Raw genomic sequence first — 24,301 nt, 5'->3', positions numbered from 1 at the left:
ACCATCATGATCAAATGGGAGTGAGACATGAAAAAACTGCTGACCGCCGCCCTTTCGGCTGCCCTCTTTGCCAGCACGGCACAAGCCCAACAGCTGAACTTCGATGACCCCGCGGAATTCGCCAGGCAGCGCGAGATGCTGACGGCGAAAGCCAATGGCCCGGAGGGGGAGCCGTGGGTGCAATATTACGGTGACCAGATGGCCGACACCGCAAAATACAAGAAGGAAGGCCCCTATACGATCTGCTTCTCGAATGCCGGTGTGAACAATGCCTGGCGCGTGACCGGCTGGACGAACATGCAGGCAGAGGTGAAGCTCCATCCGGAGATCAAGGAACTCATCCATGTCGATGCCGAAGGCTCTGACGACAAGCAGATTTCCGACATCGATGACCTGATCAACGGTGGAAAATGCTCGGTGCTGATCGTCTCGCCGAACACCACGGCTGCGCTGACCCCCGCCGTCGAGAAGGCCTGTGCCAAGCTTCCGGTCATCGTCTTCGACCGTGGCGTCAACACCAAGTGCCCGGTGACCTTCATCCACCCGGTTGGCGGCTACGGTTTCGGTATCCAGGCCGGCGAGTTCGTTGCGGCCACAGCCCCCGCTGGTGCAAACGTGCTGATGCTGCGCATCGTGCCCGGTGTCGACGTGCTGGAGACCCGCGCTTCGGCGGCCAAGCGCATCTTCAAGGAGAAGGGCCTGAACGTCATCGGCGAGGAGTTCACCGAAGGCGACAACGCGAAGACCAAGTCCATCGTCGAGGACTATCTGCAACGTGGCTCGATCGATGCAATCTGGATGGATGCCGGTGCGACGGCGGTTGCGGCGCTGGAAGCTTTTGAGGATTCCAGCCTGCCGCTGCCGATCATCACCGGCGAGGACCAGCAGGACTTCTTGATGAAATGGAAGGCCGAAGGCTTCAAGGCGATCGCGCCGACCTACCCAACCTATCAATGGCGCACGCCAATCATCGCGGCCGTCAAGGTGCTGAAGGGTGAGGCCGTGCCCGGACCGGAATGGGTAATGCCGCAGCCGGCGATCACCGCCGAAACGCTCGATCTCTATGTCAACGACAAGATGCCGCCGCTGCACCACGCGATGTGCGGCTGTGAGAAGCTGCCCGACTATCCGGCAGCCTGGGGCGGACAGTAAACATGAGCGGGGCCGCGTGACACGCGGCCCCGTTTCGCCAATCGCACGGCGGTGAGGCATGGTCCGCGCTAGGTTACGCGTCGGCCGGTCGAAGCATCGAAGATATGCAGCCGCGAGAAATCCGGCAGCACGCGAACCGTCTCGCCCGGGCGGACGTGCAGGCGTTCGCGGCCGAGATAGGTGAGTTTCTGGCCGTGCATGTCGAGCAGCAACAGTGTTTCCGCGCCGGTCTGCTCGACGACCACGACAGTCGCCTCGATGCCGGACGGATCGAGACGGAGATGCTCGGGACGGATACCAAGAACGACGTCCGCAGGACTTGCTGTGTTCTTGGTTCCGGCTGGAGCGGAGAAGCCGCCGTTTCCGGTGAAATGCCCGTTTTCAAGACGGCCTTCAAACAGATTTATCGCTGGTGAGCCAATGAAGCCGGCGACGAACACATTGTCGGGGTGATCGTAGAGGTCCAGCGGCGATCCTACCTGCTCGACGACGCCACCTCTCATCACCACGATCTTGTCCGCCATGGTCATCGCCTCGACCTGGTCGTGGGTGACATAGACGGTCGTGGTGCCGAGGCGCTGATGCAGCGCCTTGATTTCCGCACGCATCTGCACCCGCAACTTGGCGTCAAGGTTCGACAGGGGCTCGTCGAACAAGAAGACCGCCGGATCGCGAACGATGGCGCGGCCCATCGCGACACGCTGGCGTTGTCCGCCCGAAAGCTGGCGCGGCAGCCGGTTCAGCAAGGGGGAGAGGTCAAGAATTTCAGCGGCGGCGGCGACGCGCCGGTCGATTTCGTCGCGCGCCTTGCCGGCGAGCTTCAGGGAGAAGCCCATGTTCTTGGCGACGGTCATATGTGGATAGAGCGCATAGTTCTGGAAGACCATGGCGACGTCGCGCTGCTTCGGCGGAATGTCGTTGACGATCCGCCCGTCGATCCGCACCTCGCCGCCGGAAATGCCCTCAAGGCCCGCGATCATGCGCAGCAGGGTGGACTTGCCGCAGCCGGACGGCCCGACAAGGGCGACGAATTCGCCATGCTCGACCGCGACATCGATGCCCCGCAGGACCTCCGCGGTACCGTAGGATTTGCGAACGTCCCGGATCTGGACCTGTGCCATGGTTATTCCGCCCCCTCTGCGGCCGCGTCGAACGCCAGGCGCGAAAATGCTTCGGGCGGCGCGCTGTTTGCCTGCATCAATCGTGCCATCAGGTCCGTCAGGCGCTGTTCCTCTGCTGGGTCCACCAGCGGTGTTTCCTGCCCCGGATCGGCGGTGAGGTCATAGAGGCGCGTCTCGGACTCGAGCAGCGCGCCGGGGCCGTAGTTGTTGTACATCGGCGATCGATCGATCACCGGCACCTTGAGCAGCGTCGCACCCTTGGTGAAGTCGAGCGGCGGCGACAGTTCGACCGAGGCCAGTTCCGCCGGTGAGAACGGTGAGAAGATGTGCGTCGGCATCAGCGTGTACTGGTAGAGTTCCTGCTGCGACAGGTCCTCCGGGAAGCGATGATAGGTATAGCGGCCATCGGCAACATTCACCGCGCCGCCGAAATAGCCGAACAGGGCGCCATCGCGCAGTGCCGTGCCATCGGCCATCGCGCAGAGCGAAAACCCTTCGTTTTCGGCTGGCGGCGTGGCACCGAACAGGTCGAGGAACGTCGCTGCGAGATCGATCGACTGGGTGAGGGCCTGTGACCGGCTGCCCGGGCGGGCATCTCGGGGGTCGTGCAGGAAGAGCGGAATGTGCGCCACCTCTTCATAGAGGTTCATACGGTTCTTCGCCCAGAAATCATGTTCGCCGAGCAGGAAGCCATGGTCGGTGGTGACGACGAGCGCCGTGTCCTTCCACAGGTCGTGGCGATCGAAATAGTCGAGCAATTCGCCGAGCAGGTGGTCGCACATCGCGACAACGGCGTAGTAATTGGCGCGCAGCTCCTCGCATTCCTCGGGCAGTTCGTCGACGCGACCGTAACGCGGCCAGTCGCGGATCGGGCCTTTCCAGCCAGTGTCGAATGGCGCCTTGAAGCGTTCGGGCGCCGTGAAGGGCTCGTGCGGGTCGAAGGTCTCGATCTGCAGAAGCCAGTTGTCGGCGTCGCGGTTGCGGTCGAGGAAGTCAAAGCCCTCGGCAAAGCAGCGCACCGAGGGGAAATCCTTCTCTTCCTTGATGAACTCCCGGTTGACGATGTTCTGGCCGAAATAGGAGCGCTTCTGGTCGCTGAACTGCCGGGCGTGGTATTTTTCGCGAAGCCGCTCCCAATGCGGCTGCACCATCGCTTTCCACCGGTCACCTTCCTGGCCGCGCACGAATTCATAGGAATCGTAGCGGTTGTGATAGGTCGCACCACCGTCTTCCCAATAATGGAAATGGTCCGTCACGAGGTGGCTGTAGGTGCCGCGCTGCTGGTGCAGGATTTCCGGAAAGGCATTGTCGAACGGCTCCAGCGGCCCCCAGCTGCGATGCAGAAAGGTAAGCCGGCCGGTCAGCATGTCGCGACGCGCCGGCATGCAGGGCAGACTGCCGACATAGTGCTTGTCGAAGGTCACGCTGCGGGCGGCCAGGCGGTCGAAATTCGGCGTCGGGATGCGTGTGCCGCCATAGGGGCCGAGAAGATGCCTGTTCAGGGAATCGAAAAGAACAAAAACCGCCTTCATGCTATTTCACTGCTCCTTGCGTGAGGCCCTTGACGATGTACCGCTGGGCGACGAGCAGCACGAGAATGGCCGGCACCATCGCCAGAGCGGCGCTTGCCGCCATCTGGGTGTATTGAATCTCGAAATCCTGGGCGAACTTGGCGATGGCGACGGGAACCGTTGCGGTCTGCTTCATCGTCAGCGTCAGCGCGACGGCGAATTCGTTCCAGGAGAAAATGAAGGTGAGGATCGACGTCGCGGCAAGGCCGGGCGTGATGAGCGGCAGGATCACGTACCACAGGATGTGTGGCGTATCCGCACCGTCCATGATCGCCGCCTCTTCCAGCTCCTTCGGCACGTCGCGAACGAAGACCGCCATCAGCCAGATCGCCATCGGCAGGTTGAGCGTCGCGTGTGCGAGGATCAGCCCTGTGAAGGTGTTCTCCAGTCCGACGGCGCGTGCCATGGAAAACCATGCACTCGCCAGCGCCACCGGCGGGATCATGTGGAAGATCATCGTCCAGGCGAGGAAGAGATGCACGACCCACCCGGGCCAGCGCATCCGGTTGAGCGAGAAGGCGGCGAGCGTTGCGACGACGACGCAAAGCACGGTGCTGACGAGCCCGACGATGATCGAGTTGCGGTAGTTGAGCAGGAAATCCGAGGTCTTCGACCAGAGAACTTCGGAAAAATTGCTCCAGATCGGCGTGAACAGCACATCGCCCATCAAGAGCGATATCTGTGTGCGAAAGCCGGCTGCAACTGTCCAGATGATCGGCGCAAGAACAAGGACGGCACCGGCCGCGAGCGCCAGGTGGACGGGAACAATGGAATTGGTGCGACGGCTCATGATGTCGCTCCCGTGCGGCGGCGCGCTGACAGAGCGACCACCAGCAGCAGCGACACGAGGAAGATGACGGCCACCGACATGGCCGAGCCATAGCCCGCCTTGTCCTCCGTGAAGAAGCGCTGGTAGAGCGTGAAGCTGATCACCTCGGTTGCGGTGCCAGGCCCACCACTGGTCAGGAGATAGACTTCGTCGAAGACCTTGAAGGCGAGCACGAGGCGGAAGGCGAAGGTGACGATGATCGTCGGGATCATCAGCGGCAGCGTGACATAGACCAGCTCCTGCCACGGGCCGGCACCGTCCATCTCGGCAGCCTCGAAAACGTCCTGCGGCAGGGATTCGAGCCCCGCCAGGAACAGCAGGAAGCAGAATGGCGTCCAATGCCAGATGTCGACCGCGATCACTGAAAGCAGCGCCGTCTCGGGCGTTCCCAGCCAGTCATGCGGCATGATGCCAAGGAGAGAGAGCGCCTTGTTGACCAGGCCGAAGTCGTAGTTGAGCATCAGCTTCCAGATGGCGCCGATGACGATGCCGGGGATCAGGATGGGCAGGATGAAGATCGCCCGGTAGAGCACGCGCCCACGGGTTATCTTGGTGCAGAGCAGTGCCATGGCGAAGCCGAGGATCATCTGGCCGGCGACGGCCCCGAAGGCGAAGATGAGCGTGTTGGAGATGCCAGCGCCGAACAGGCTGTCTGAAAACAGGGCTTTGTAATGGGCAAGGCCGACCCAGGTGCGCACCTGCTGCCCGTCCGCCCAGGTAACGTTCTGGAAGCTTGTGAGAAACAGGTTGGCGATGGGAAGCGCGCTGAGCGCCACCATCATGGCAAGGGCCGGCCCGAAGGTCAGCCAGCGCCAGAGACGCTGGCCGCCATCCTCGGCGGGATTGGTTGACCGCCGCAGCGGGCGTTGGATTTGCGCGTTTGCGGCGGTCATGGGTGGCCCTTATTTCAGAGGGGTCAGCTTGTCGGTCTTGTAGGCGTGGCCGGCCATGATCTTCTCGATCTCGTCGGACATGCCGTTCAGCGCATCGACCGAGGTGATCTCGCCGGCGACAGCCCGGTTGAGGCCGAGTTCCAGCACGGCGATCACTTCGCTCGCCTCGGGGAACTGGTAGATGTTGACGGCGTGCGGCAAGGCTTCGGCCAAGGGCTTCATCCAGCGATACCGGTGTTCATCGGCAATCGGCTCCTTGTAGACGGCGGCGTGGATCGGGATGCCGCCGGCCTTGGCAGTTTCGAGCTGAGCTGCCTTCGTCTGGAACCAGCGTAGAAACTCGACGGCCGCGCGCTTGCGATCGTCGGGAACGTTCTTCGAAATGCCGGCGAGCCAATGGCCGAGACCGGGCGCGGTCTGGAGGCCTTCCGCGGCCGGCGGCGGCGCCCACTCGACTTTGTCGACGATCGCCGACTTGTTCGGATCGTCCATCTGCGACCAGGCGGCGATCACCATCATGATATGCGCGGAATGGCCGGTCACCATGGCCTGGATGACTTCGGCCTGGTCAGCGGCCGCCGTCTTCGGGTGGCCGGCTTCCTTGGCGAGCCGGATGTAGTAGTCGAGCGCCTCACGGCCGTGGTCGGAGTTCAGCGTGACCGAATAGTCACCGGCCGACTGGTCCTTGAAGATGCCGCCGCCGAAACCGTAGAGGTAGGGGTAGAAGTCGTAGGCCACGGTATGCGGCCCGCGCGCGCCGCGCTGGACGATGCCGTACATGTCGGGCGGATTGTGGAACTTCTTGGCGTTGGCTTCCAGTTCGGCAAAGGTCTTCGGCGCCGACAGGCCCGCTTCCTTGTAGAGGTCGCCGCGATAATAGAGCATCGGGATCAGCGGCGAGACCGGCATGGCCATCAGCTTGCCGTCGCTGGTCATGGTCTTCTTCTCGGCATTGTAAAAGACCGTGTCGCCGAGCGTATAGACCTCGGGATCGAGCTTGAAGCCGGGGTCTATGTCGGTGATGGCCTCGACGAAGCCGCCGGCATACATTTCGGCAAACCAGCCCGAATTCATGATCAGGATGTCGTACTGGCCTTCGCTGGCGCGCACCGAGTTGCGCTGCTTTTCCAGCGAGCCGGCAAAGGGATTGACGTCGAGTTCGACCTTGTTGCCGGTCTCCGCCTCATAGGCCTCAACCGTCTTGCGAAAACTTTCGAACCAGGGCGACTGATTGATCACGATGGTGATCGGAGCGACGCTTGCCGCGTAGAGCGGGCGGAATGCGCCTGGCGCGAGGCTGGCCGCCGCCGCCATGCCCACGCCTTTGAGGATCGTACGTCTGTGCATGCTGGTCTTGAATGTCATCGATGAATCTCCCTTGCCTCATTCATGCTGAACATCTATCGGCCTTCAAGAAAACGGGTGCTCCCCGCGGCCTTCGCGCCGCATTGCGGTTGCCCCCACTCTCCTATTCGCAGAAAATCGGACTGGCCCAGTTCCACTGGCCATTGGCCTGGCGCATGCGGGCATAGATCCAGTCGCCCTTGCGCAGCGGTTCGATCGCCATCTGCCCGCGCCACTGCCACTGGTGCGGGCGCGGCAGCGGGTGGAGCCGGAAGGCGGGACTGTCGATCGGCCCGAGATTGCCCGAAAGCGCACCCTGCAGAAGGCGGCCGGTGCTGACCTCGAAGGTCTGGCCGTCGACCACCAACCGGACCCTGGCATCCGGCCGGATGCGGATTCGCGCGGCAATCGCCTGCATCGAAGCGGTGGTGTTGTTGGGATTGCCGATCGAGCGGATCGTGAAATCGATGCGATTGCCGGAAAGCCGGACCGCGTTGTCGTCCTTCGCATCACCACCTCCCTCCAGCGGCGAGACCACTTCGGACCCGCGCAGGCGCGGCTCGACGGACAGGATGTCGCCGCCGATGAGTTCGAGGGAGCCTTGCCAGTCGTGGAATTTTCCGCGCGCGCCCCAGCCGAGTTCCAGCACGAGCAACGTTTCCAGCGCGCCATTGCCGGCATCGATCGGGCTGCGTTGCAGATCCGGCGTAATCCGCCCGACGACATCACCGTTGCGCACGAGGTCGATGTAGTCGATGGCACCGCCGCCGGCCGCCTCGAGTTCCAGCGTTGTCGGCCCGCCCGCCGCCACGCTGCCGCCCTGCATGGTGTCGCCGATGGAAAAGAACAGGTGGCTTGCGTCGCCGGTGAGGGCATTGGTGCGGCGCCGGTGGATGCCGTTCCAAAGGGCCGAACGGGAATTTTCCGCAGCATAGACCGCCGAGCGCCCGTGACCATAGGAGCCGGGATAACCGCTGTGGTGATCTGTATTGCCGAGGAAGCCGAAACGGAGGCCGCGATTGAGGCCATGGCGGGCGGTGGATTGGCCATCGCTCGGCCCCATGGAGTGCAGGAAGGGCCGGTCCATGACCGACGTCTCCGAACAGCCATGCATGGAGATGATCTCCATCACCGGCGACAGGTCCTCGATTACGCTGTCCCAGTTCACGCCGCGCGCGCCGAGGCGGTAGCCGATGTGATGCGGGAAGGCGAAGACGGCGTCACCGTAGGCGGCGCGCAGCTTTGCATGCAACTCCGCCGGCGTGTCGGCCTTGATCAATTCCTGGCTCGCGATGTCGCGGTAGACGATCGTGTAGTCGCCATGCGCGAAGGAGTGGATTTCATAACCGGGGAAAACGGTGAAGACGCCCGGCTCGTCTGCCTCTGCAAGCGTTTCGAAATGGGCGCCCCACAGTCTGTCGAGCTTGGCAAAACCTTTGACGTGAAAATCGACGATATGCGCCACGCTGGGATCGTCGACCGGCATATCCGGCCAATACGCGTGTCCCGTGACGGAGACGAAATCAAGCTGGCGGCGCGCACGGCGCAGCGCCTGTTCGAGGCTGCCGTGGCCATAGGAAATGTCGCAGTGGTTGTGGATATCGCCGTAATAGGCCCGTACGCCGAAACGCGAAGCCAACGGCGCCAGCCGCTCCGGCAGACGCTCACCCAACATGCCGTACCTCTCCTCCCTGGACGATGCGCGACCGCGAAGGTTCAATCACCATCAGATACAATATGTATTGTACGCTAGCAGATGTATGGGCGGATGCAAGCGCGTTTTGGGGTGATGGCGGGAAATTATGGTGGGGTTTGGTATACATCAGCGCATGCCGCCGCGAACGCCGGCAATGGCGTCAGATGGAAGGTACGCCTGTGCTGCCGCGAGCATTCGAGATGCAGTCGAGATAGACGATCTGGGGCGGCTCGTGCGGCGCGGCGATGCGCTTGCGGATCGTGTCGATCAGGCTTTTGGCGGCATTGAGATAGGAACTGCCGGCCATGGTCATGAAGCCGAAATGTTCGGTCGGGACGTCGTGATGCCCCAGTACGAAGAGGCTGAGATCCTTCGGGCAGGCGATCTCCATCTCTTCCAGGCATTGGCGAATGCCGAGAGAGTCGGAAATGCCGAGTGTGACCATCGCGGTGAACGGCAGTTTGCTATGCTCGTCGAGCAGTGCGGACAGTTCTTGTCCCAGCGCGTCGCCGACGCGCTGCGTCGGGTGCAGCACGCCGCGAAGCGCGATGCTCTGCGTGTGCCGCCAGACGGTCTCATGGCGCTGGCTTATCCGGTCGAAGGCACGCCGTGCGGCGAGGATCGGCTGGGCCATGGAGTCCAGCGAAACAAGGGCTACGGAGCGGTGGCCGAGTTCCGACAGATATTCCAGGGCTAGGTCTAGCGCCGCTTCCCAGTCGGTCCCGACGCGGTCGATGTCGACGCCGGCGACGGAATGGCCGTCGACGACGAGGGCGCGCGTCTTGCTTTGCAGCAGGTTGAGCAGGCGGATCGGAATGTTCTCGTAATGCGACTGGAGAATGGCCGCATCGAAATCGGGCACCGAGGTGAGGATCTCCAGCAGGTGCCCTGTATTGTGGTAGGAAATCTGGACGACCTTGCTGCCGGACCGCGACAATTGCTCGACAATATGGTTCTGCACCAGCACGCAGCGTTCGTTCAGGCTGGCATTCGACAGGATCAGCAGGCTCTCCAGATGCGCGACGGCACCGTCATCGCTGGACGCCGATGCCTCGCCGCCCTTGATCACGTAGGTGCCGCGGCCGACCTGCGAGGTCAGCATGCCCTCGTCGCGCAGTCGGGTCAGCGCCTCCTGCACGGTCGCCTGGCTGACCTGATGAATGCGCATGAGGTCGCGCACCGTCGGCAGCCGCGCACCATCCTCAAGCCGGGAAATCTGATCCCTCAGGGAGGCGAGAACCGTGTTTGAGGACGCAGCGCGCAAGGATCTGCCTCGACCTTCGAATCGTGTCTGTTTTTTATCGCTTCCATCTCGATACATTTTGAATCTCGCCCCGGCAATCCCGCGCCCGAAACGACGGGATAAAGGGTGGTGAAGTCGAATTGTATTATAGCTGATACAAATTGAACTTTACAATTTGAATTTCACGTATACGCTTTGGATCAAGACGGCAGCAGGTCGTCCGCGCAACGACCGGAGGGGAGTCCGTCGTGCTGGAAAACAATTTCCTTTTTCATCAGAGCCCAACCGCTCGTGCCGAGCGGAAGAGCCCGGCCTTCATTCGCGTCGATGGCGTGCGCAAGACATTCGCGCAGCGGGACGGCGGCGCGGTGCCGGTTCTGGAAAAAATCGACCTGACGATCGCGGAGAATGAATTCGTCTCGCTGGTCGGCCGCAGCGGCTGCGGCAAGACAACCCTTCTCAACATGATCGCCGGCCTGGAGGACGTCTCCAGCGGCAAAATCGCCATCGCCGGCAAAGTCGTCACCGGACCCGGCCAGGGGCAGGGGGTGGTGTTCCAGCAGCATGCGCTCTTTCCGTGGCTGACCGCGGTCGACAATGTCGCCTTCGGTTTTCGTAAATCTGGGTTCACCAGGGCCGAGCGCCGCGTGCGCGCCATGGAGCTGCTGCGCCTCGTTGGCCTGGAAGCGGCGGCCACCCGTTATCCTCGCGAGATGTCCGGTGGCATGCAGCAGCGCGTCTCGATTGCGCGAGCGCTGGCCCTCGATCCCCAAATCCTCCTGATGGACGAACCCTTTGGCGCGCTCGACGAGTTGACGCGCATCGAGTTGCAACAGGAGTTGCTGCGCATATGGGAAGCGCGCCGCAAGACGGTCGTCTTCGTCACCCATTCGATCAGCGAGGCCCTCACGCTTTCGGACCGGATCGTGCTGCTTGCGCCCAATCCCGGCCGCATCCAGCGGGTCTTCGACGTCGACCTGCCGCGTCCCCGCCAGCGCACCCAGCCGGGCTTCAATGCGCTCTATCAGGATATCTGGAACGAGCTTTCGACATGACGCGCAAGCTCGCACAGGCGGTACCGCCGCTCATCGCCTTCGCCGTGCTCCTCCTCTGCTGGGAGGCCGGCGTGCGCTACGGATTTCTCAAAGCCTATCAGTTTCCGCCCGTGAGCCGCATCGCGCAGGGTTTTGTCGAACTCTCGACCATCGGCTTTCCAACCGGCGTTTCGATCTGGTCGCATGCGCTCACCACGATCCTGCGCGTTCTGCAGGGGTATGGCGCAGCGCTTGTCCTGGCGATCCCCCTCGGCCTGCTCATCGGCGCCCTGCCGGTGGTCGATAAACTGACCGCTCCGCTGATCGTCTTCTGCCGTTCGGTTGCCACACTGAGCCTGCTCCCGCTGGTCATCGTGTGGTTCGGCGCGGGTGAATTGACCAAGATTTTTCTGATCGGCTACGGCTGCTTCTGGGTCATGCTGTCCAATGTGATTGCCGGGGTCCGCTATGTCGATCCGACCCTGCTGAAGGCGGCGCGTACCTTCGGTCTGAAAGGACTGGAACTCTACCGCACCGTCGTGTTCCCCGCGGCCCTTCCACGCATCTTCGCCGGTGCGCGCATGGCGCTCGGCGTCGGCTTCATGGTCATTGTCGGCGCTGAGATGATCGGCACCATCGAGGGACTTGGCGCCCTCATCATGGAGGCGCGCACCTTCTATCGCAGCGAAATCACCATCATCGGCATGCTGGTCATCGGTGTCATCGGCTTTTGCATCTCCGCCGGTCTCGCGGCGCTTGAGCGCCGCATGCTGCCCTGGGCTGCCAATCTCGACGAGGTGCGTCGATGAAAACATGGGTCCGCCTCGTTTCCGCCAGCGACCTCACCCTCGGCCTCATCGGCGCGGTTTCTGCCATTGCGCTGTGGGAAATCTGCGCCCGCACGGGCGTGATCGACCCCGCGATCTTTCCAAGCCCGTCGCTTGCCATCAACGCGGCAGCCGAACGCCTGACGGCCGAAACGCTTGCCGACAATTTGTTCTGGAGCCTTCTTCGCGTCTTTTCCGGGTTCCTGCTCGGCGCGCTGGCGGGGGCGGCAGTGGGCATCGCTGCCGGCTGGTATCGCGGCTTTGGCGCCGTCATGCGGCCGCTGATCGAGCTTCTGCGGCCGATCCCACCGCTTGCCTGGATCCCGTTGGCGATCATCTGGTTTGGGCTCGGTGAGCCCTCAAAATTCTTCATCATCTTTCTGGGTGCGTTCTTTCCCGTCGTCACGGCGGCGTATCAGGGCATGCGCAGCATCGATCCGATCCTGTTGAAGGCGGCGCAAACATTTGGCCTCAACGGCGTGTCGTTGCTGCTGCGCGCCGCGGTACCCGCTGCCGCAGCTGACCTTGCAACCGGCATCCGCATCGGTTGGGGCCTGAGCTTCGGCGTGCTCGTTGCCGCCGAGCTGATCGCGGCCGACCGTGGCCTTGGCTACATGATCATCAACGAGCGCAACACTGGCGGCTCCGTCGGCGTCATCATCGTCGGCATCCTGCTCATCGGCGCGCTCAACCTTCTCACCGACGCTGCGATCGGCCTGGCGATCAAACGCTGGATAGGGCGATGGCACGGCGCCTGACCGACAACAACCGAAATCACAAAGAGGGAGAACAAGCATGCGCATGTTTCTGAAATCGCTGATGCCCGCAGTCATGGCCGGCCTCTTCATGACGGCCAGCCCTTCACAAGCCCAGCAGGTGGAAACCGACACGCTGTCGATCAGCATCGGCCCCGATTTGCCGTTCCTCGTCCATATCGTCGCGAAGGAGAAGGGCTGGTTTGAGGAAGCCGGCTTCAAGACCGTCGAGTTCAAGACCTTCACGTCAGGCAATCTCGCCGGCGAGGCGTTGCTAGCCGACGAAATCCAGCTCTGGACGCCCGGCAACCTGCCGCCAGTGTCTATGGCGCACAACGGCATGCCCGTGGTGATCCTCGGCACGAATGCCGTCAGCCATGGGCTGGAAAAGATCGTGGTCCGGCAGGATGCCGGTGTCGAGACCCCGGAAGACCTCACTAAGGTGAAGCTCGGCCTGCTCGTCAGCTCGACCTCGGGCGCCTTGCTGGCCAATGTCGCCAAACACTATGGCCTCGATGCCACGAAGATCCAGACGGTGAACCTCGCGCCGCCGGAGGCGATGGCCGCAATGGCCAACAACGAAATCCAGGGCATCGTGTTCTGGGAGCCGTTCCCCTATCGCGCGGTGCATGAGCAGGGCGCCAGGATCGTGCATTCGGGCACCAAGAGCTTTTTTGCCAACAACAGCGGTGAGGACGTGGACGTTTCCAATAACCGCACCGTCTGGGTCGCCTCGCAGGACTGGGTGCGCGCCAACCCGTATGCCACGGCGGCGCTGGTGAAGGTGTTGACCAAGGCGCAGGCCTATGTCGCCGATCCGGCGAACAAGGATGAGGTTTTGAAGATTTTCTCCGATTTCCAGAAGCAACCGGTCGACATGAACGCGGCGTTGCTTTCGGACTACACGTTCACGCCGAATGTCGACAAATCCTACGTCGAGGACATGCTGGCCATCGCCGGCTACCTGAAGGCGACAAACCGCATCCAGGGCGATCCCAAGGACGTGCTCAGCTATACCTTTTCCGGCCCGCTGAAGGCGGCGAATGCCGCTGCCGTCGAGGTCGAGGGCCAGTGGGCGCCCTAACGTCATGAAAGCACCGGGCGCCTGTCACGGCAGGCGTTCGGCATATGTCACGCAAGCGGATTGATCATCATGTCTCCCTCGGCTGCCGATAGGATTGCCATCGCCGTCATCGGCGCGGGCTTCATCGTCGACTACCATATCAACGGTCTGCGCGCCGCAGGCGGGGCGAATGTCGCCGCACTCGTGGGCCGGCGGCCGAATGCCACAAGTGCAAGAGCGAAAATGCTCGGCATCGGCAGGGCGGAAACCGACTACCGCCGCGTGCTGGAGGACAGCGCGATTAACGCGGTGGTGATTGCCACCCCGGACGATACCCACGAGCGCATCGCGATCGACGCGCTCGATGCCGGCAAGCATGTCTTGCTGCAAAAGCCGATGGCGCTGAACAGCGCTCAGTGCCGCAGCATCCTTCAGGCGGATCAACAGGCCGGACGGCGCCTCACCGTCAGCTTTATGCACCGCTATTTCCCGGAAGTACGCTGGCTTCGCGAGCAGCTGCAATCCGGCGTACTCGGCACCGTCCATTCCGTGCGCATTCGAAACGCCACGCCGGGCGCGGACTGGAACGACTGGTTCTTTACGCCCGGCAATGTCTCGGGCGGCGTCGTCATGCAACTCGGCGTGCATGGTATTGATCTCGTTCAGCATCTACTCGGTCCGATCAGAACCGTTGCCGCCGATATGACGACCGCGCGGCCGGAACGGCAGCTTGCCGACGGGCGCACGGTTCGCACGGAACTCGAGGACAATGTGTTTGCCGCCTATCGCCTCGAGGGCGATGTGCGGGTGAGCCATGAGATGAGCTACACCGAGCTTGCCGGTTGCGATCGCTTCCGGCTGGAACTCTATGCGGAACGCGGCACGGTCTGGCTTCGGACGGAGCGCGGCACCGCGGCAATCCACGCCCCAGCAAGCGTCGGGAAGGCGGGTTGGGTGAATCCGGAGTTGCCGGAGGAAGCGCTTGGCGAGGCCCATCATCGCCATTGGCTTTCCATCATCCGGGGCGAGATGCCGTCGGATGATACGGCCGCAGCCGGTCTCAGTTCGGTCCGTGTGGCCGAAACCATTTATACAGCAGCGCTTTCCGGCATGAGAACGCCGGTCGGTGAGGAAGGGGAGAAGGCCGGATGCGCCTGAAGATCGCGATACTGGGCGTCGAACATTACCACGCCAATTTCTGGGCCGGCGCCTTTCTGCAGCGGCCGGAGGTCGAGATCGTCGGCGTCTGGGATCAGGCCGCGGACAAGGCGGCCGAATTTGCCGGTCGCCACGGCATCGAGGTACAGGACGACCTCCACCGCCTTATCCGCAAGAGCCACGCGGTTGCGATCTGCTCGACTACAAACGGGCACCTGATGCTGGTCGAAGCCGCCGCGGCTCTCGGCCGGCCGGTGCTCTGCGAAAAGCCGCTCGGGATCGACCGTGCCCAATGCGACGCCATCGCCGCAGTGGTGGCGCGCACGGGCATTCGCTTCATGCAGAGCTTTCCGAAGCGCTTCGACCCCGCCAATCATGAGATCGCGCGGCTTTTGCAGGAGAAGGCCCTTGGCCGGGTGACGCTCTGCCGGGTCCGACACGGCCATAGCCACGGCCTTACGGAGGCTTTCCGGTCCGCCTGGTTCGTCGATCCGGCGCGCTCCGGCGGCGGTACGCTGCTTGACGAGGGCGTGCATGCCGCCGATTTCCTGCGTTGGATGTTTGGCGAACCCGAGTCGGTTTTCGCCACGCTGTCCTCGGCGGCCCTGGGTCTCTCGGTCGAAGACACGGCCGTCGCCACCTTCCGCTATGCGGATGGCCTGATTGCCGAGGTGACGACGAGTTGGTGTTTTGCCGCAGCGGACACGTCGGTCGAAATCTACGGAACGGAAGGCTCGATCCTGCTCTCCGGCGTGGATATCGCCTCGCGCGCGACGCGCGAAGCGGATTTTCTGCGCGTGTTCCGACGCGGGGAGGGCGAGGGCTGGTCCGCTTCGGATGTCGTCCCATCCTTCAAGACGGGCGTTTTCCACGAGCACGTCGCCTGGGCTTTTGTCGACGCCCTGAAGAATGGCGGCACCATGCCGGTTACCATCGACGACGGCCGAAAAGCCTTCGCGATGATCGAAGCGGCCTATCGTTCGGCCGCCACGGGTCGCGTGCAGATGATCGGGGCATAAAATCCAGCGAAGGCGACCTCGATGCGAGGGCAGCACAGGCTGGCGCGCCCATGGACTGGGTGCGCATTTTTTCGTGTCAGGTTGTTGCCGGGGGGCGGACAGACTGCTCCTTTCCGGCATGGGATTCGAGTCCTGTGGCGGTATTCCGCCTCTCGCGGGCGATGGCCATACGGCGCACCAAGACGTAGAACACCGGCGTCAGCACGAGACCGAACAGGGTGACGCCGAGCATGCCGGCGAACACGGCAATACCCATGACATGCCGCATCTCGGCACCAGCCCCCGTTGCGATCATCAGCGGGACGACGCCGGCGATGAAAGCGAGGGAGGTCATGAGGATTGGCCGCAGGCGAAGCCGGGCTGCTTCGAGAACGGCGTTCAAAGGATCGACGCCTTCGTCTTCCTTCGCTCTGGCGAACTCCACGATGAGGATCGCGTTCTTGGCAGCCAAGCCGACGAGAACGACGAACCCGATCTGCGTGAAAATGTTGTTGTCGCCTCCAGTGAGCCACACGCCCGCGATAGACGAGAGCAGCGCCATCGGAGCGATCAGCAACACAGCGAACGGGAGTGACCAGCTGTTGTATTGCGCTGCGAGAATCAGAAAGGCGAGCAGCACAGACAGGGGGAAGACATACATGGCGGTGTTGCCGGCTTGCTTCTCCTGATAGGCGAGGTCCGTCCACTCGAAGGCCATGCCGGGTGGCAGCGTCTCCGATGCGATCCGTTCCATTGCTGCGGTCGCTTGCCCGAACGAATATCCGGGCGCGGGGCTGCCGCTGATATCGGCCGATGGAAAACCATTGTAGTGCATGACACGGTCCGGCCCCGAACCGTGCTTGATGGTCAGCAAGGCCGACAACGGGATCATTTCGCCCGCCGCGTTACGTACCTTCAGTCGGCCGATGTCCTCCGGCTGCATACGGAATGGCGCATCGGCCTGAACCATCACGCGGTAGGTGCGGCCGAACAGATTGAAGTCGTTTGCGTAGAGCGAGCCAAGGTTGACCTGCAGGGTTTCAAAAATCGTGTCCAGCGACACCCCTTGCGACTTGGCCTTCACCCGATCGATGTCCACCTGCACCTGCGGCGCATTCACCTGGAAGCTCGCGAGCATGCCAGCCAATTCCGGTGTTTGCATCGCCTTGCCCATGATCGCGCCCTGCGCCTGCGCGAGGGCCTCGAAGCCAAGCCCTGCCCGATCCTCGATCTGAATCTTAAAGCCGCCAGTCGAGCCAAGGCCCGGAACAGGAGGTGGTGGGAAGATGCCGGCAAAACCATCGGGTATCTGGCTGAATTTTCCCATCAGGCGGCTTGCAATCGCGAAAGCCGACAAGGAGGGGTCCTTGCGCTCGTCAAACGGCTTGAGCATCGTGAACATGACGGCGGCATTCGGAATATTGACCATGCCGTTTACCGAAAGCCCCGGAAACGCGACGACGCTTTCCACCCCAGGTTCGGCAAGCGCGATTTCCGACATTTTCTTGACAACCGCCTCGGTGCGGTCAAGCGAGGCGCCGGTCGGAAGCTGCGCGATGCCGACGAGGTAATACTTGTCCTGGGCCGGTACGAACCCGGTGGGCACCGTCTGGAAACCCATCCACGTCATGCCGACCAGGCCGGCATAGATCAACAAGACGAGCGTGCTGGACCTCACGGCACGGCGCACCGACCAGACATAGGCATTCGAAGCGCTGTCGAAGGCGCGATTGAACAGCCGGAAGAACCATCCGAACACGGTGTCGATGACGATCGTCAACCGGTCACGCTTTGCATCGGCATGATGTGGTTTCAGGAGCACGCCCGCGAGTGCTGGGGAAAGCGTCAGAGAGTTGATCGCCGACAGGATGGTCGAGATTGCGATCGTGAGGGCGAATTGCCTGTAGAACTCCCCTTGCAAGCCGGACAGGAAGGCGGAGGGAATGAACACCGCCGACAGCACCGACGTAATGGCAAGGATAGGCCCGGTCACTTCGTCCATGGCCTTGCGGGCGGCCTCTTTCGGCGTTTCGCCGAGCGCGATGTGACGTTCCGCGTTCTCGACGACCACGATGGCATCATCGACCACGATGCCGATCGAGAGCACGAGCCCGAAAAGCGACAGCGTGTTCAGTGAGAAGCCGAACAGGTACATGAGGGCGAATGTGCCGACCAACGATACAGGCACGGCAACGAGCGGAATGATCGAAGCACGCCAGGTCTGAAGGAAGAGCACGACCACCAGTACGACCAGCGCGATGGCTTCAAGCAGTGTCATGACCACGGCTTCGAGAGAGGCCTTGACGAAGACGGTAGGGTCGTAGGCGATGCGATGCTCTACTCCATCGGGAAAACCTTTCTGCAGGTCTTCCATGGTGTTGCGAATGGCGCTCGAAACATCGAGCGCGTTGGCACCGGGGCTCTGGATGATCTGGATCGCCACCGCCGGTTTGCCGTCAAGAAGGCTGCGCAGCGCGTAGGAATCCGCACCAAGTTCGATGCGGGCAACATCCCGCAGACGGGTGACCTGGCCCTCGGCACCCGTCTTGACGACGATGTCGCCGAACTGCTCCTCGTTCGAAAGCCGGCCGAGGGTGTTGACCGTGATTTGGAACGCCGCCGAAGCATCCGGCTGCTGGCCGACCGAGCCGGCGGCCACCTGCACGTTCTGCTCCCGGATTGTCGCCACCACGTCGGAGGCGGTCAGGCCGCGCGCCGCCACCTTGGCCGGGTCGAGCCAGATGCGCATCGAGTATTCGCCGGCACCCCAGACCAACACGTCACCCACACCCGGTAGGCGCGCAAGCTGGTCACGCAACTGCAAAGTGGCGAAATTCGAGAGGTAGAGAGGGTCGTAGCGATCGTCAGGTGAGACGAGATGCACGACCATCAGAATGTCGGGCGATGTCTTCTGCGTCACGACGCCGATGCGCTGCACGTCCTGTGGCAGGCGGGGGAGCGCGCGCGCGACGCGGTTCTGCACCTGGATCTGCGCCATGTCAGGATCGGTGCCCTGCTGAAAGGCCACCGTCAGCGTCATGCGCCCGTCGGTCGCGGCCTGAGAACTCATGTAGAGCATGTTCTCGACGCCGTTGATCGCCTGTTCAAGCGGTGCCGCGACCGTTTCGGCAATAACCTCGGGATTGGCGCCCGGATAACTTGCGGTGACCTGCACCGTTGGCGGGGTGACCTGGGGATATTCGCTCAACGGCAGCTTTAGGAGTGTCAGGCCACCGGCGATCAGCATCAGGACGGACAGAACGACCGCAAAGATCGGGCGGTCGACAAAAAAGCGCGGAATATTCATCGATGCGCCTCCTGCGTTTCAGCTGCGGGCCGGTCTCCATCGGCGGATTGGCCTGCCAGCATGGAAACCATCTGCGGCACGACCTGCATGCCGGGGCGGACGAGCCCCTTTACGATGATCCTCTCACCTGGATCGAGGCCGGCTGAGACCACGCGCAGACCATCGATCATCGGGCCGAGTTCGACCGGGCGGTATTCGGCCTTGTCCTCGGCTCCCAGAACCAGCACATAACGGCGTCCTTGATCGATACCGATCGCCTGATCGTCGATGAGCACGGTTTGAGCTGGATGGCCCGTAACGAGGTTCACGCGCGCAAAAAGGCCGGGCGCCAGTCGACCATCAGGGTTTTTGACAACGGCCCGCGCGGGGATCGTTCCCGTGCTTCGGTCAACGCGATTGCCGAGAAAATCGAATTCGCCAGTGTACGGGAAGCCGGCATCGGTCATCAGCCCCACCTGCACCGGCAACTTGTCGGCAGCCTTTCCACGTTCTATCGCGCGCACATCCGCGGCGAACGCGAGATAGGTGGCTTCGTCTATATCGAAATAGACATAGAGGGGATCGGTCGAGACGATCGTTGTGAGAAGTGTCGCGGCTCCGGCATTGCCCCCGGCGACAAGGTTGCCCTCGGAGACAAGAATCCGGTCGATGCGCCCACCAATCGGGGCTGTGACGCGTGTGAAGGAAAGATCGAGTTCGGCGGCCGCCACGGCCGTCTTCGCGATCTCAGCCTGTGCCTGCCGCTGACGGCGAGCAGTTTGCGCGTCGTCAAAGGTCTTGCGCGATACACTGCCATTGCGCGCCAGCATTTCGGCGCGGTTGAAATCGATCTCGGCCTGATCAAGCAGTGCCTTCGCCTGCTGCAACTGCGCCTTGGCGGCATCCAGGGCGACCTGGAAGGGCCTGGGGTCGATTTGGAACAGGAGCTTGCCTGGTTCTACGAGCCCTCCTTCGGGAACACTGACCGCGTCGATTGCACCTCCGACACGTGGGCGCAGTTCGACAAACCTGGTTGCTTCGAGATAACCTGTAAACTCCACCGGCAGCGCCACCTTGCGCGTGACGACCTCGGCGACGGGCACCTGTGGTCCGGGTGCTTCTTCCGGCTGGGCAGCGGCTTCTGACACGGCGGTCGACGATACCAGCGCGATAAGGCGGCTCGCATAGGGTTCCACTTCGTTGCGATAGACAAAAGTGCCACTGGCAACGGTGACGCCAGCCAACAGCAGGGCGGCGACTTTCTTGTTCATTCTCTTTCACCTTCATACGGGCCGTTCCAGGCTTTCAGGAGACGGCGGCGGTCAATTTTGATGAAGGTGAGGTTTCCAACGACGGGAAGGTCAAGGCCCTTATTTTCCGAAATGGCGCTCGGCACATCTGGCTCATCATTCGCAATTTTTAGTTGAGTAAATCCTCCAGTGTTGCACGTTTGGCTCATTGCTCCGGGCAGCAAGGCCGCAGGCTTCCATGTTCGAAAAGTACATTTCTGTCCAACAACCGCCTTGACCTTGCAACGGCTGGAAGCCGCACGCTGACGACAATGCTTCTCTACCCGGCCGCTCTCTGGGCGCCCGGCCGTGAGCAAAACCATTTCGGATTCAGAGAAAGTCGAGACCATGACGGAAACCAGCGCCCCGCACATTCTTATCTACACGACCCCGACCTGTCCGGACTGTCATGCGCTCAAGCGCTGGCTCTCCGAGCGGGGGCTAGCTTACGAGGAACGCGATCTCACCGATCCTCTGATCGCGGAGGAAGCAAAGGCGCGATCGGGTGTGCGAGTGGCGCCGATCACCATCGTCGGTTCGGAAATCTTCTACGGCACATTCCAGAGCCAGAAGCCGGGCCTGTCGAAGGCGCTCGGACAGACGCAAGGCATGTGAGGGATCGGACGTGACAGTCAAACGCATTGATATCCGGCAGGTTCGAGCCCGCCTTGAAGTCCAGAATGGGCAGACCATACTCGATACGGCACTCGCCGCCGGCATTCCCTACCCCCATGGCTGCAAGTCCGGGCGCTGCGGCTCCTGCAAGTCCCGGTTGATCGAGGGGGAGGTGGACCTGCTTCAGCATTCGCGCTTCGCCCTGACCGATGAAGAGAAAGCCGACGGTCTTATCCTGGCATGCCGGGCGTTGCCCCGGACGGATGCAGCCGTGGCCTGGCTAGGCAGCGAAGACGACACCATTCATCCGCTACAACGTATGGAAGGCGTCGTGACCTTCCTTGATGACCTCACCCACGACATCAAACTGCTTCGGATTGCACCGCAGGACGGAATTCCTTTGCAGTACACTGCAGGGCAGTATGCGCAGGTCGAGTTCAATGGCGTTCCGGCCCGCAGCTATTCAATGGCCAACATGTACGGCGACGGCGGTCTTGAATTCCATATTCGTCGTGTTCCGGGAGGGATTACCTCGGAGCATGTGCATGGCACATTGAAGGTCGGTGACAGGGCAAGACTCACGCTCCCTTTGGGCTCTTCCGGCCTGCGCCAGCGGCATTCCGGCCCGATCCTGTGCATTGCCGGCGGCTCCGGGCTGGCGCCGATCAAGTCCATCGTGGAAACTGCTCTCGCTTACGGGATGAAGCAGCAGATCCATGTCTACTTCGGCGTCCGCGCCGAGCGTGATCTCTATCTTGTTGAGCATTTCCAGGCTCTTACCAAGCGGCATTTCAATCTCACCTTCGTGCCCGTGCTGTCGCAGGCGCAGCCCACACAATATCGGAGCGGTGTCGTGACGCAGGCTGTGGCGGAGGATCTTTCCAGCCTTGCCGACTGGAAAGCCTATGTTGCCGGCCCACCGCCGATGGTGGAGGCGGCCATGGAAATGGCATTTGCGCGCGGATTGCGCAGGCAAGACATGCACGCCGACGTATTCTTTACCCCGGAGGATTTGCCGGCGCCGGCTGTCGAATGATGCTGCCGCCGGCGATGAGACCCCCTCGCTCGTCCGCTAATGACAAAGGCCCGCCGCGAACATCCTCGCGGCGGGCCTTTGTTTGGTGCGCTGATCCAGACTAGGCCTGGATGTCGATCGTGCCCATCATGCCGAGCTGTTCGTGCTCGAGGATGTGGCAGTGATACATGCGCGGTCCCGGCAGATCCTGGCGCAGCAATATTCGCACCGTCTCACCGGCCGTGATGTTCACGGTATCCTTCCACGCTCGATAGGATGGCATGGAGACCTTCCCATCCTTCTCATGCTCCGTGATCTGAAACTGCGTCCCGTGCACATGGAACGGATGGTCCATATCCGCCTCGTTGACGATTTCCCAAAGCTCGACTTGTCCGACTTTCGAGACTTCGTCTATCCGGTTCATGTCGAAGCTGGCACCGTTGATCAGGAACTTCATGTCCATGCTTTCGGACGACATGGGCATGCTGGAATGATCCATGCCGCTCATTGTCATGCTGCCATGGTCCATTCCGCCCATTGATTCCGTCAGCACGAACCGGCGCGTGACAGCCGGGTTCCCGAGATGTTCGATGGAGCGTAGCTTTGCGGGCAGGGGCGGCATTGCGGCCGTCGCCTCTTCTGATACGTTTGCCGTCAGCAGGATCATGCCGGCCTCGTTCGGTTTGCCCGGCCCCATCCATCCACGCTCGTAGTCGAGCGTCGTGAGCTTGGCTTCGCCCGGCTTGTCGAAGAAAACGATCAACTCAACGCGTTCGGCCGGCGTGAGCAACAGTTCGTTGACGGAGACGGGTGCCTCGATCAGGCCGCCGTCCGTTCCGATGACGGTCATGCTCGCATTCTCGAACGCGAGGCGCAGGAACCGCGCATTCGTCGCGTTGTAGAGGCGTAAGCGGCGTTTTTCGCCACGCGCAACAGTCATCGCCGGGTTCTTCTGCCCATTGACGAGCACGTGATCACCAACGCGACCGTTCATCAGATCGGCCATCGTGCTTTCCGGCATCGTCCCGTCGGCGGCGATCCTGAGGTCGGTGAGCATGAGGACCGTGTCGCCATAGTCCGGTGGGATGGGGTCGTCCTTCGGTTTGACCAGAAAGATACCGGCGAGCCCGCGATAGACCTGCTCGGCGGTCAGTCCATGGGGGTGGGGATGAAACCAGTAGGACGCTGCACTGCCTTCCGGCAGCTCGAACGCATAGATGCGCTCGTCGCCCGAGGCTACGGGGTCCGTTGGATTGCCATCCTGATCGGCCGGAACCGGCATGCCATGCCAATGGATCGTCGTGGGTTCGCCTGGAATCCTGTTCTCAAAGCTGATCTCGACCGTGTCGCCCTCATTTGCCTCGATCACGGGATTGGTGCCGTTGTAGAGAAGCACAGGCGTGTCGAGCCCTTCGGCGAACCTTACGAAACCTGGTTCTGCGGCCAGCTTTGCCTTGAATACGCCGGGCACGGCCGACTGGTTCGACAGGCGTGGCAACGCCCTGAGAGGCTGCCCTTCCGGCAAAACCGGGTTGGTGCCCGCCATGGGCATGTTGTGACCGCCGTGGCCGCTCGTGCCGCCCATATCGTGCTTCATCTGGGCTGTAGCAGGCCCGGCAGCGACGAGACCCGCAAGGCTCGCCAGAAAAGTCCGTCGATGCATTGATCGTCTTCCTCTCGGTCGCGTGAATTTCCTTGCCAAAGGCGGCCCTGAGAGCCGCCCTCCGATTGTTAGCGGCCGCGATCGGCGAGCCAGGTTTTCATCATGGCGATCTCGCTTTCCTGCGCCTTGATCACCTCTTCGGCGAGTTTGCGCACCTGCGGATCCTTGCCGTGCTCAAGCACGACTTTCGCCATGTCGATCGCACCCTGATGGTGCGGGATCATGCCGCGCATGAAGTCGATGTCGGCATCACCGGTGAACTCGACCATCATGTCCTTGTGCATGCGGTCATTGGCGCTGGCGAACGCCGCCGTCGAGGGAGTGTCAGGAACCGGCATCGTGTGGCCCGACATACTATGACCTTGCATCGGATTGTCCTTGTTCATCTGGCTCTGGGCGATTGCGAGGCCACCGCTAGTGGCGAGCGCACCTGCGATGAAGATCGGGGTGAGCTTGTGCATGATATCGCTCCAGCTCAGCCCGCGGTTGCCGGATAACCGGCCTCTTCGAGAACCTGTTGAACTGCGGCCAGGGTGGCGGTCGTCTCGATCTCGACGCTGCGTATGGCGGGGCTGGTCTCGATCTTCGCGTTGGGATCGACCGACTGGATTGCCTTGGTGACGGATTTGGCGCAGCCGCCGCAGGTCATGTTTTCGATTGTGAGCTTCATAAGAATTCTCCTTGGTTGGGTCTCAGGTACTCAAGCTGGAGCTTCCAACCATGGGAAGGTCAAGTGGTGCCGAAAGGAA

The 24,301-nt window shown here is 62.1% G+C and carries 22 protein-coding genes; 9 read left to right on the top strand and 13 right to left on the bottom strand.

Annotated features, from left to right (window positions below; all coding sequences use genetic code 11):
* Positions 1-27 precede the first annotated feature (27 nt).
* Positions 28-1,152 carry a substrate-binding domain-containing protein gene (locus BSY16_RS29000; RefSeq protein WP_069063213.1) on the top strand — a complete coding sequence of 375 codons (1,125 nt, stop codon included), beginning with the start codon at positions 28-30 and terminating at the stop codon, positions 1,150-1,152.
* 68 nt (positions 1,153-1,220) lie between these two features.
* Here the strand turns inward: BSY16_RS29000 and BSY16_RS28995 are convergent, their stop codons facing one another.
* From BSY16_RS28995 to BSY16_RS28965, 7 genes are all read right to left on the bottom strand, one after another.
* The gene (locus BSY16_RS28995; protein WP_069063212.1) at positions 1,221-2,273 is read right to left on the bottom strand and encodes an ABC transporter ATP-binding protein; all 1,053 of its coding nucleotides are present in this window, start codon (positions 2,271-2,273) and stop codon (positions 1,221-1,223) included.
* Between the two features lie 2 nt (positions 2,274-2,275).
* Positions 2,276-3,805 (bottom strand): sulfatase, encoded by a 1,530-nt coding sequence (locus BSY16_RS28990; protein WP_069063211.1) that lies wholly within the window; start codon positions 3,803-3,805, stop codon positions 2,276-2,278.
* Position 3,806: 1 nt separating this feature from the next.
* Positions 3,807-4,634 (bottom strand): carbohydrate ABC transporter permease, encoded by an 828-nt coding sequence (locus tag BSY16_RS28985; protein ID WP_069063210.1) that lies wholly within the window; start codon positions 4,632-4,634, stop codon positions 3,807-3,809.
* Positions 4,631-5,566, bottom strand: coding sequence for a carbohydrate ABC transporter permease (locus BSY16_RS28980; RefSeq protein WP_083243168.1), 936 nt, complete (start codon positions 5,564-5,566; stop codon positions 4,631-4,633). Before BSY16_RS28980 ends, BSY16_RS28985 begins: the two co-directional genes overlap by 4 nt.
* A gap of 9 nt (positions 5,567-5,575) precedes the next feature.
* Positions 5,576-6,931, bottom strand: a complete 1,356-nt coding sequence (locus BSY16_RS28975) for an extracellular solute-binding protein (protein WP_069063209.1) — start codon at positions 6,929-6,931, stop codon at positions 5,576-5,578.
* Positions 6,932-7,034: 103 nt separating this feature from the next.
* Positions 7,035-8,585: a CehA/McbA family metallohydrolase domain-containing protein gene (locus BSY16_RS28970; protein ID WP_069063208.1), complete on the bottom strand. Its 1,551-nt coding sequence runs from the start codon at positions 8,583-8,585 to the stop codon at positions 7,035-7,037.
* A 181-nt stretch (positions 8,586-8,766) separates the two neighbouring features.
* Entirely contained in the window at positions 8,767-9,870 is a 1,104-nt protein-coding gene (locus BSY16_RS28965; RefSeq protein ID WP_069063207.1) for a GntR family transcriptional regulator, read from the bottom strand.
* Positions 9,871-10,097: 227 nt separating this feature from the next.
* Between BSY16_RS28965 and BSY16_RS28960 the strand changes: the two genes are divergently transcribed.
* From BSY16_RS28960 to BSY16_RS28935, 6 genes are all read left to right on the top strand, one after another.
* Positions 10,098-10,904, top strand: coding sequence for an ABC transporter ATP-binding protein (locus BSY16_RS28960; RefSeq protein ID WP_286157279.1), 807 nt, complete (start codon positions 10,098-10,100; stop codon positions 10,902-10,904).
* Positions 10,901-11,692, top strand: a complete 792-nt coding sequence (locus BSY16_RS28955) for an ABC transporter permease (RefSeq protein WP_069063206.1) — start codon at positions 10,901-10,903, stop codon at positions 11,690-11,692. The genes BSY16_RS28960 and BSY16_RS28955 overlap by 4 nt, the downstream gene beginning before the upstream one ends.
* Positions 11,689-12,468, top strand: coding sequence for an ABC transporter permease (locus tag BSY16_RS28950; protein WP_083243166.1), 780 nt, complete (start codon positions 11,689-11,691; stop codon positions 12,466-12,468). Before BSY16_RS28955 ends, BSY16_RS28950 begins: the two co-directional genes overlap by 4 nt.
* Before the next feature lie 37 nt (positions 12,469-12,505).
* Positions 12,506-13,549 carry an ABC transporter substrate-binding protein gene (locus tag BSY16_RS28945; protein WP_069063205.1) on the top strand — a complete coding sequence of 348 codons (1,044 nt, stop codon included), beginning with the start codon at positions 12,506-12,508 and terminating at the stop codon, positions 13,547-13,549.
* Between the two features lie 69 nt (positions 13,550-13,618).
* A complete protein-coding gene (locus BSY16_RS28940; RefSeq protein WP_150130173.1) occupies positions 13,619-14,686 on the top strand; it encodes a Gfo/Idh/MocA family protein in 1,068 nt (355 codons plus the stop codon).
* Positions 14,677-15,705 (top strand): Gfo/Idh/MocA family protein, encoded by a 1,029-nt coding sequence (locus tag BSY16_RS28935; RefSeq protein ID WP_069063203.1) that lies wholly within the window; start codon positions 14,677-14,679, stop codon positions 15,703-15,705. The genes BSY16_RS28940 and BSY16_RS28935 overlap by 10 nt, the downstream gene beginning before the upstream one ends.
* Positions 15,706-15,781: 76 nt before the next feature.
* Here BSY16_RS28935 and BSY16_RS28930 read toward each other — a convergent pair whose 3' ends face one another.
* The 3 genes from BSY16_RS28930 to BSY16_RS32200 are packed head-to-tail and all read right to left on the bottom strand — an operon-like array spanning position 15,782 to position 20,609.
* Complete coding sequence (locus BSY16_RS28930) at positions 15,782-18,991, bottom strand: efflux RND transporter permease subunit (RefSeq protein ID WP_069063202.1); 3,210 nt, start codon at positions 18,989-18,991, stop codon at positions 15,782-15,784.
* The gene (locus BSY16_RS28925; RefSeq protein WP_069063201.1) at positions 18,988-20,241 is read right to left on the bottom strand and encodes an efflux RND transporter periplasmic adaptor subunit; all 1,254 of its coding nucleotides are present in this window, start codon (positions 20,239-20,241) and stop codon (positions 18,988-18,990) included. The genes BSY16_RS28930 and BSY16_RS28925 overlap by 4 nt, the downstream gene beginning before the upstream one ends.
* On the bottom strand, positions 20,238-20,609 hold the full coding sequence (locus BSY16_RS32200) for a hypothetical protein (protein ID WP_150130172.1): 372 nt from the start codon (positions 20,607-20,609) through the stop codon (positions 20,238-20,240). Before BSY16_RS32200 ends, BSY16_RS28925 begins: the two co-directional genes overlap by 4 nt.
* On the opposite strand from BSY16_RS32200, the gene BSY16_RS28920 reads away from it, so the two are divergent.
* Both BSY16_RS28920 and BSY16_RS28915 read left to right on the top strand, forming a co-directional pair.
* Complete coding sequence (locus tag BSY16_RS28920) at positions 20,608-20,874, top strand: glutaredoxin family protein (protein WP_069063200.1); 267 nt, start codon at positions 20,608-20,610, stop codon at positions 20,872-20,874. The genes BSY16_RS32200 and BSY16_RS28920 overlap by 2 nt on opposite strands.
* A gap of 10 nt (positions 20,875-20,884) precedes the next feature.
* Positions 20,885-21,910, top strand: coding sequence for a 2Fe-2S iron-sulfur cluster-binding protein (locus tag BSY16_RS28915; RefSeq protein WP_069063199.1), 1,026 nt, complete (start codon positions 20,885-20,887; stop codon positions 21,908-21,910).
* Between the two features lie 100 nt (positions 21,911-22,010).
* Here the strand turns inward: BSY16_RS28915 and BSY16_RS28910 are convergent, their stop codons facing one another.
* The 3 genes from BSY16_RS28910 to BSY16_RS28900 form a co-directional block, all read right to left on the bottom strand.
* Positions 22,011-23,552: a multicopper oxidase family protein gene (locus BSY16_RS28910; protein ID WP_069063198.1), complete on the bottom strand. Its 1,542-nt coding sequence runs from the start codon at positions 23,550-23,552 to the stop codon at positions 22,011-22,013.
* A 68-nt stretch (positions 23,553-23,620) separates the two neighbouring features.
* Entirely contained in the window at positions 23,621-24,013 is a 393-nt protein-coding gene (gene copM / locus BSY16_RS28905) for a CopM family metallochaperone (RefSeq protein ID WP_069063197.1), read from the bottom strand.
* Positions 24,014-24,027: 14 nt separating this feature from the next.
* The gene (locus BSY16_RS28900) at positions 24,028-24,222 is read right to left on the bottom strand and encodes a heavy-metal-associated domain-containing protein (protein ID WP_069063196.1); all 195 of its coding nucleotides are present in this window, start codon (positions 24,220-24,222) and stop codon (positions 24,028-24,030) included.
* Positions 24,223-24,301 lie beyond the last annotated feature (79 nt).

This window comes from Sinorhizobium sp. RAC02 (genome assembly GCF_001713395.1).
Lineage (GTDB): Bacteria > Pseudomonadota > Alphaproteobacteria > Rhizobiales > Rhizobiaceae > Shinella.
Note: the sequence above shows the minus strand (reverse complement) of the source record. Positions and strands in the feature narration are given on the sequence as shown.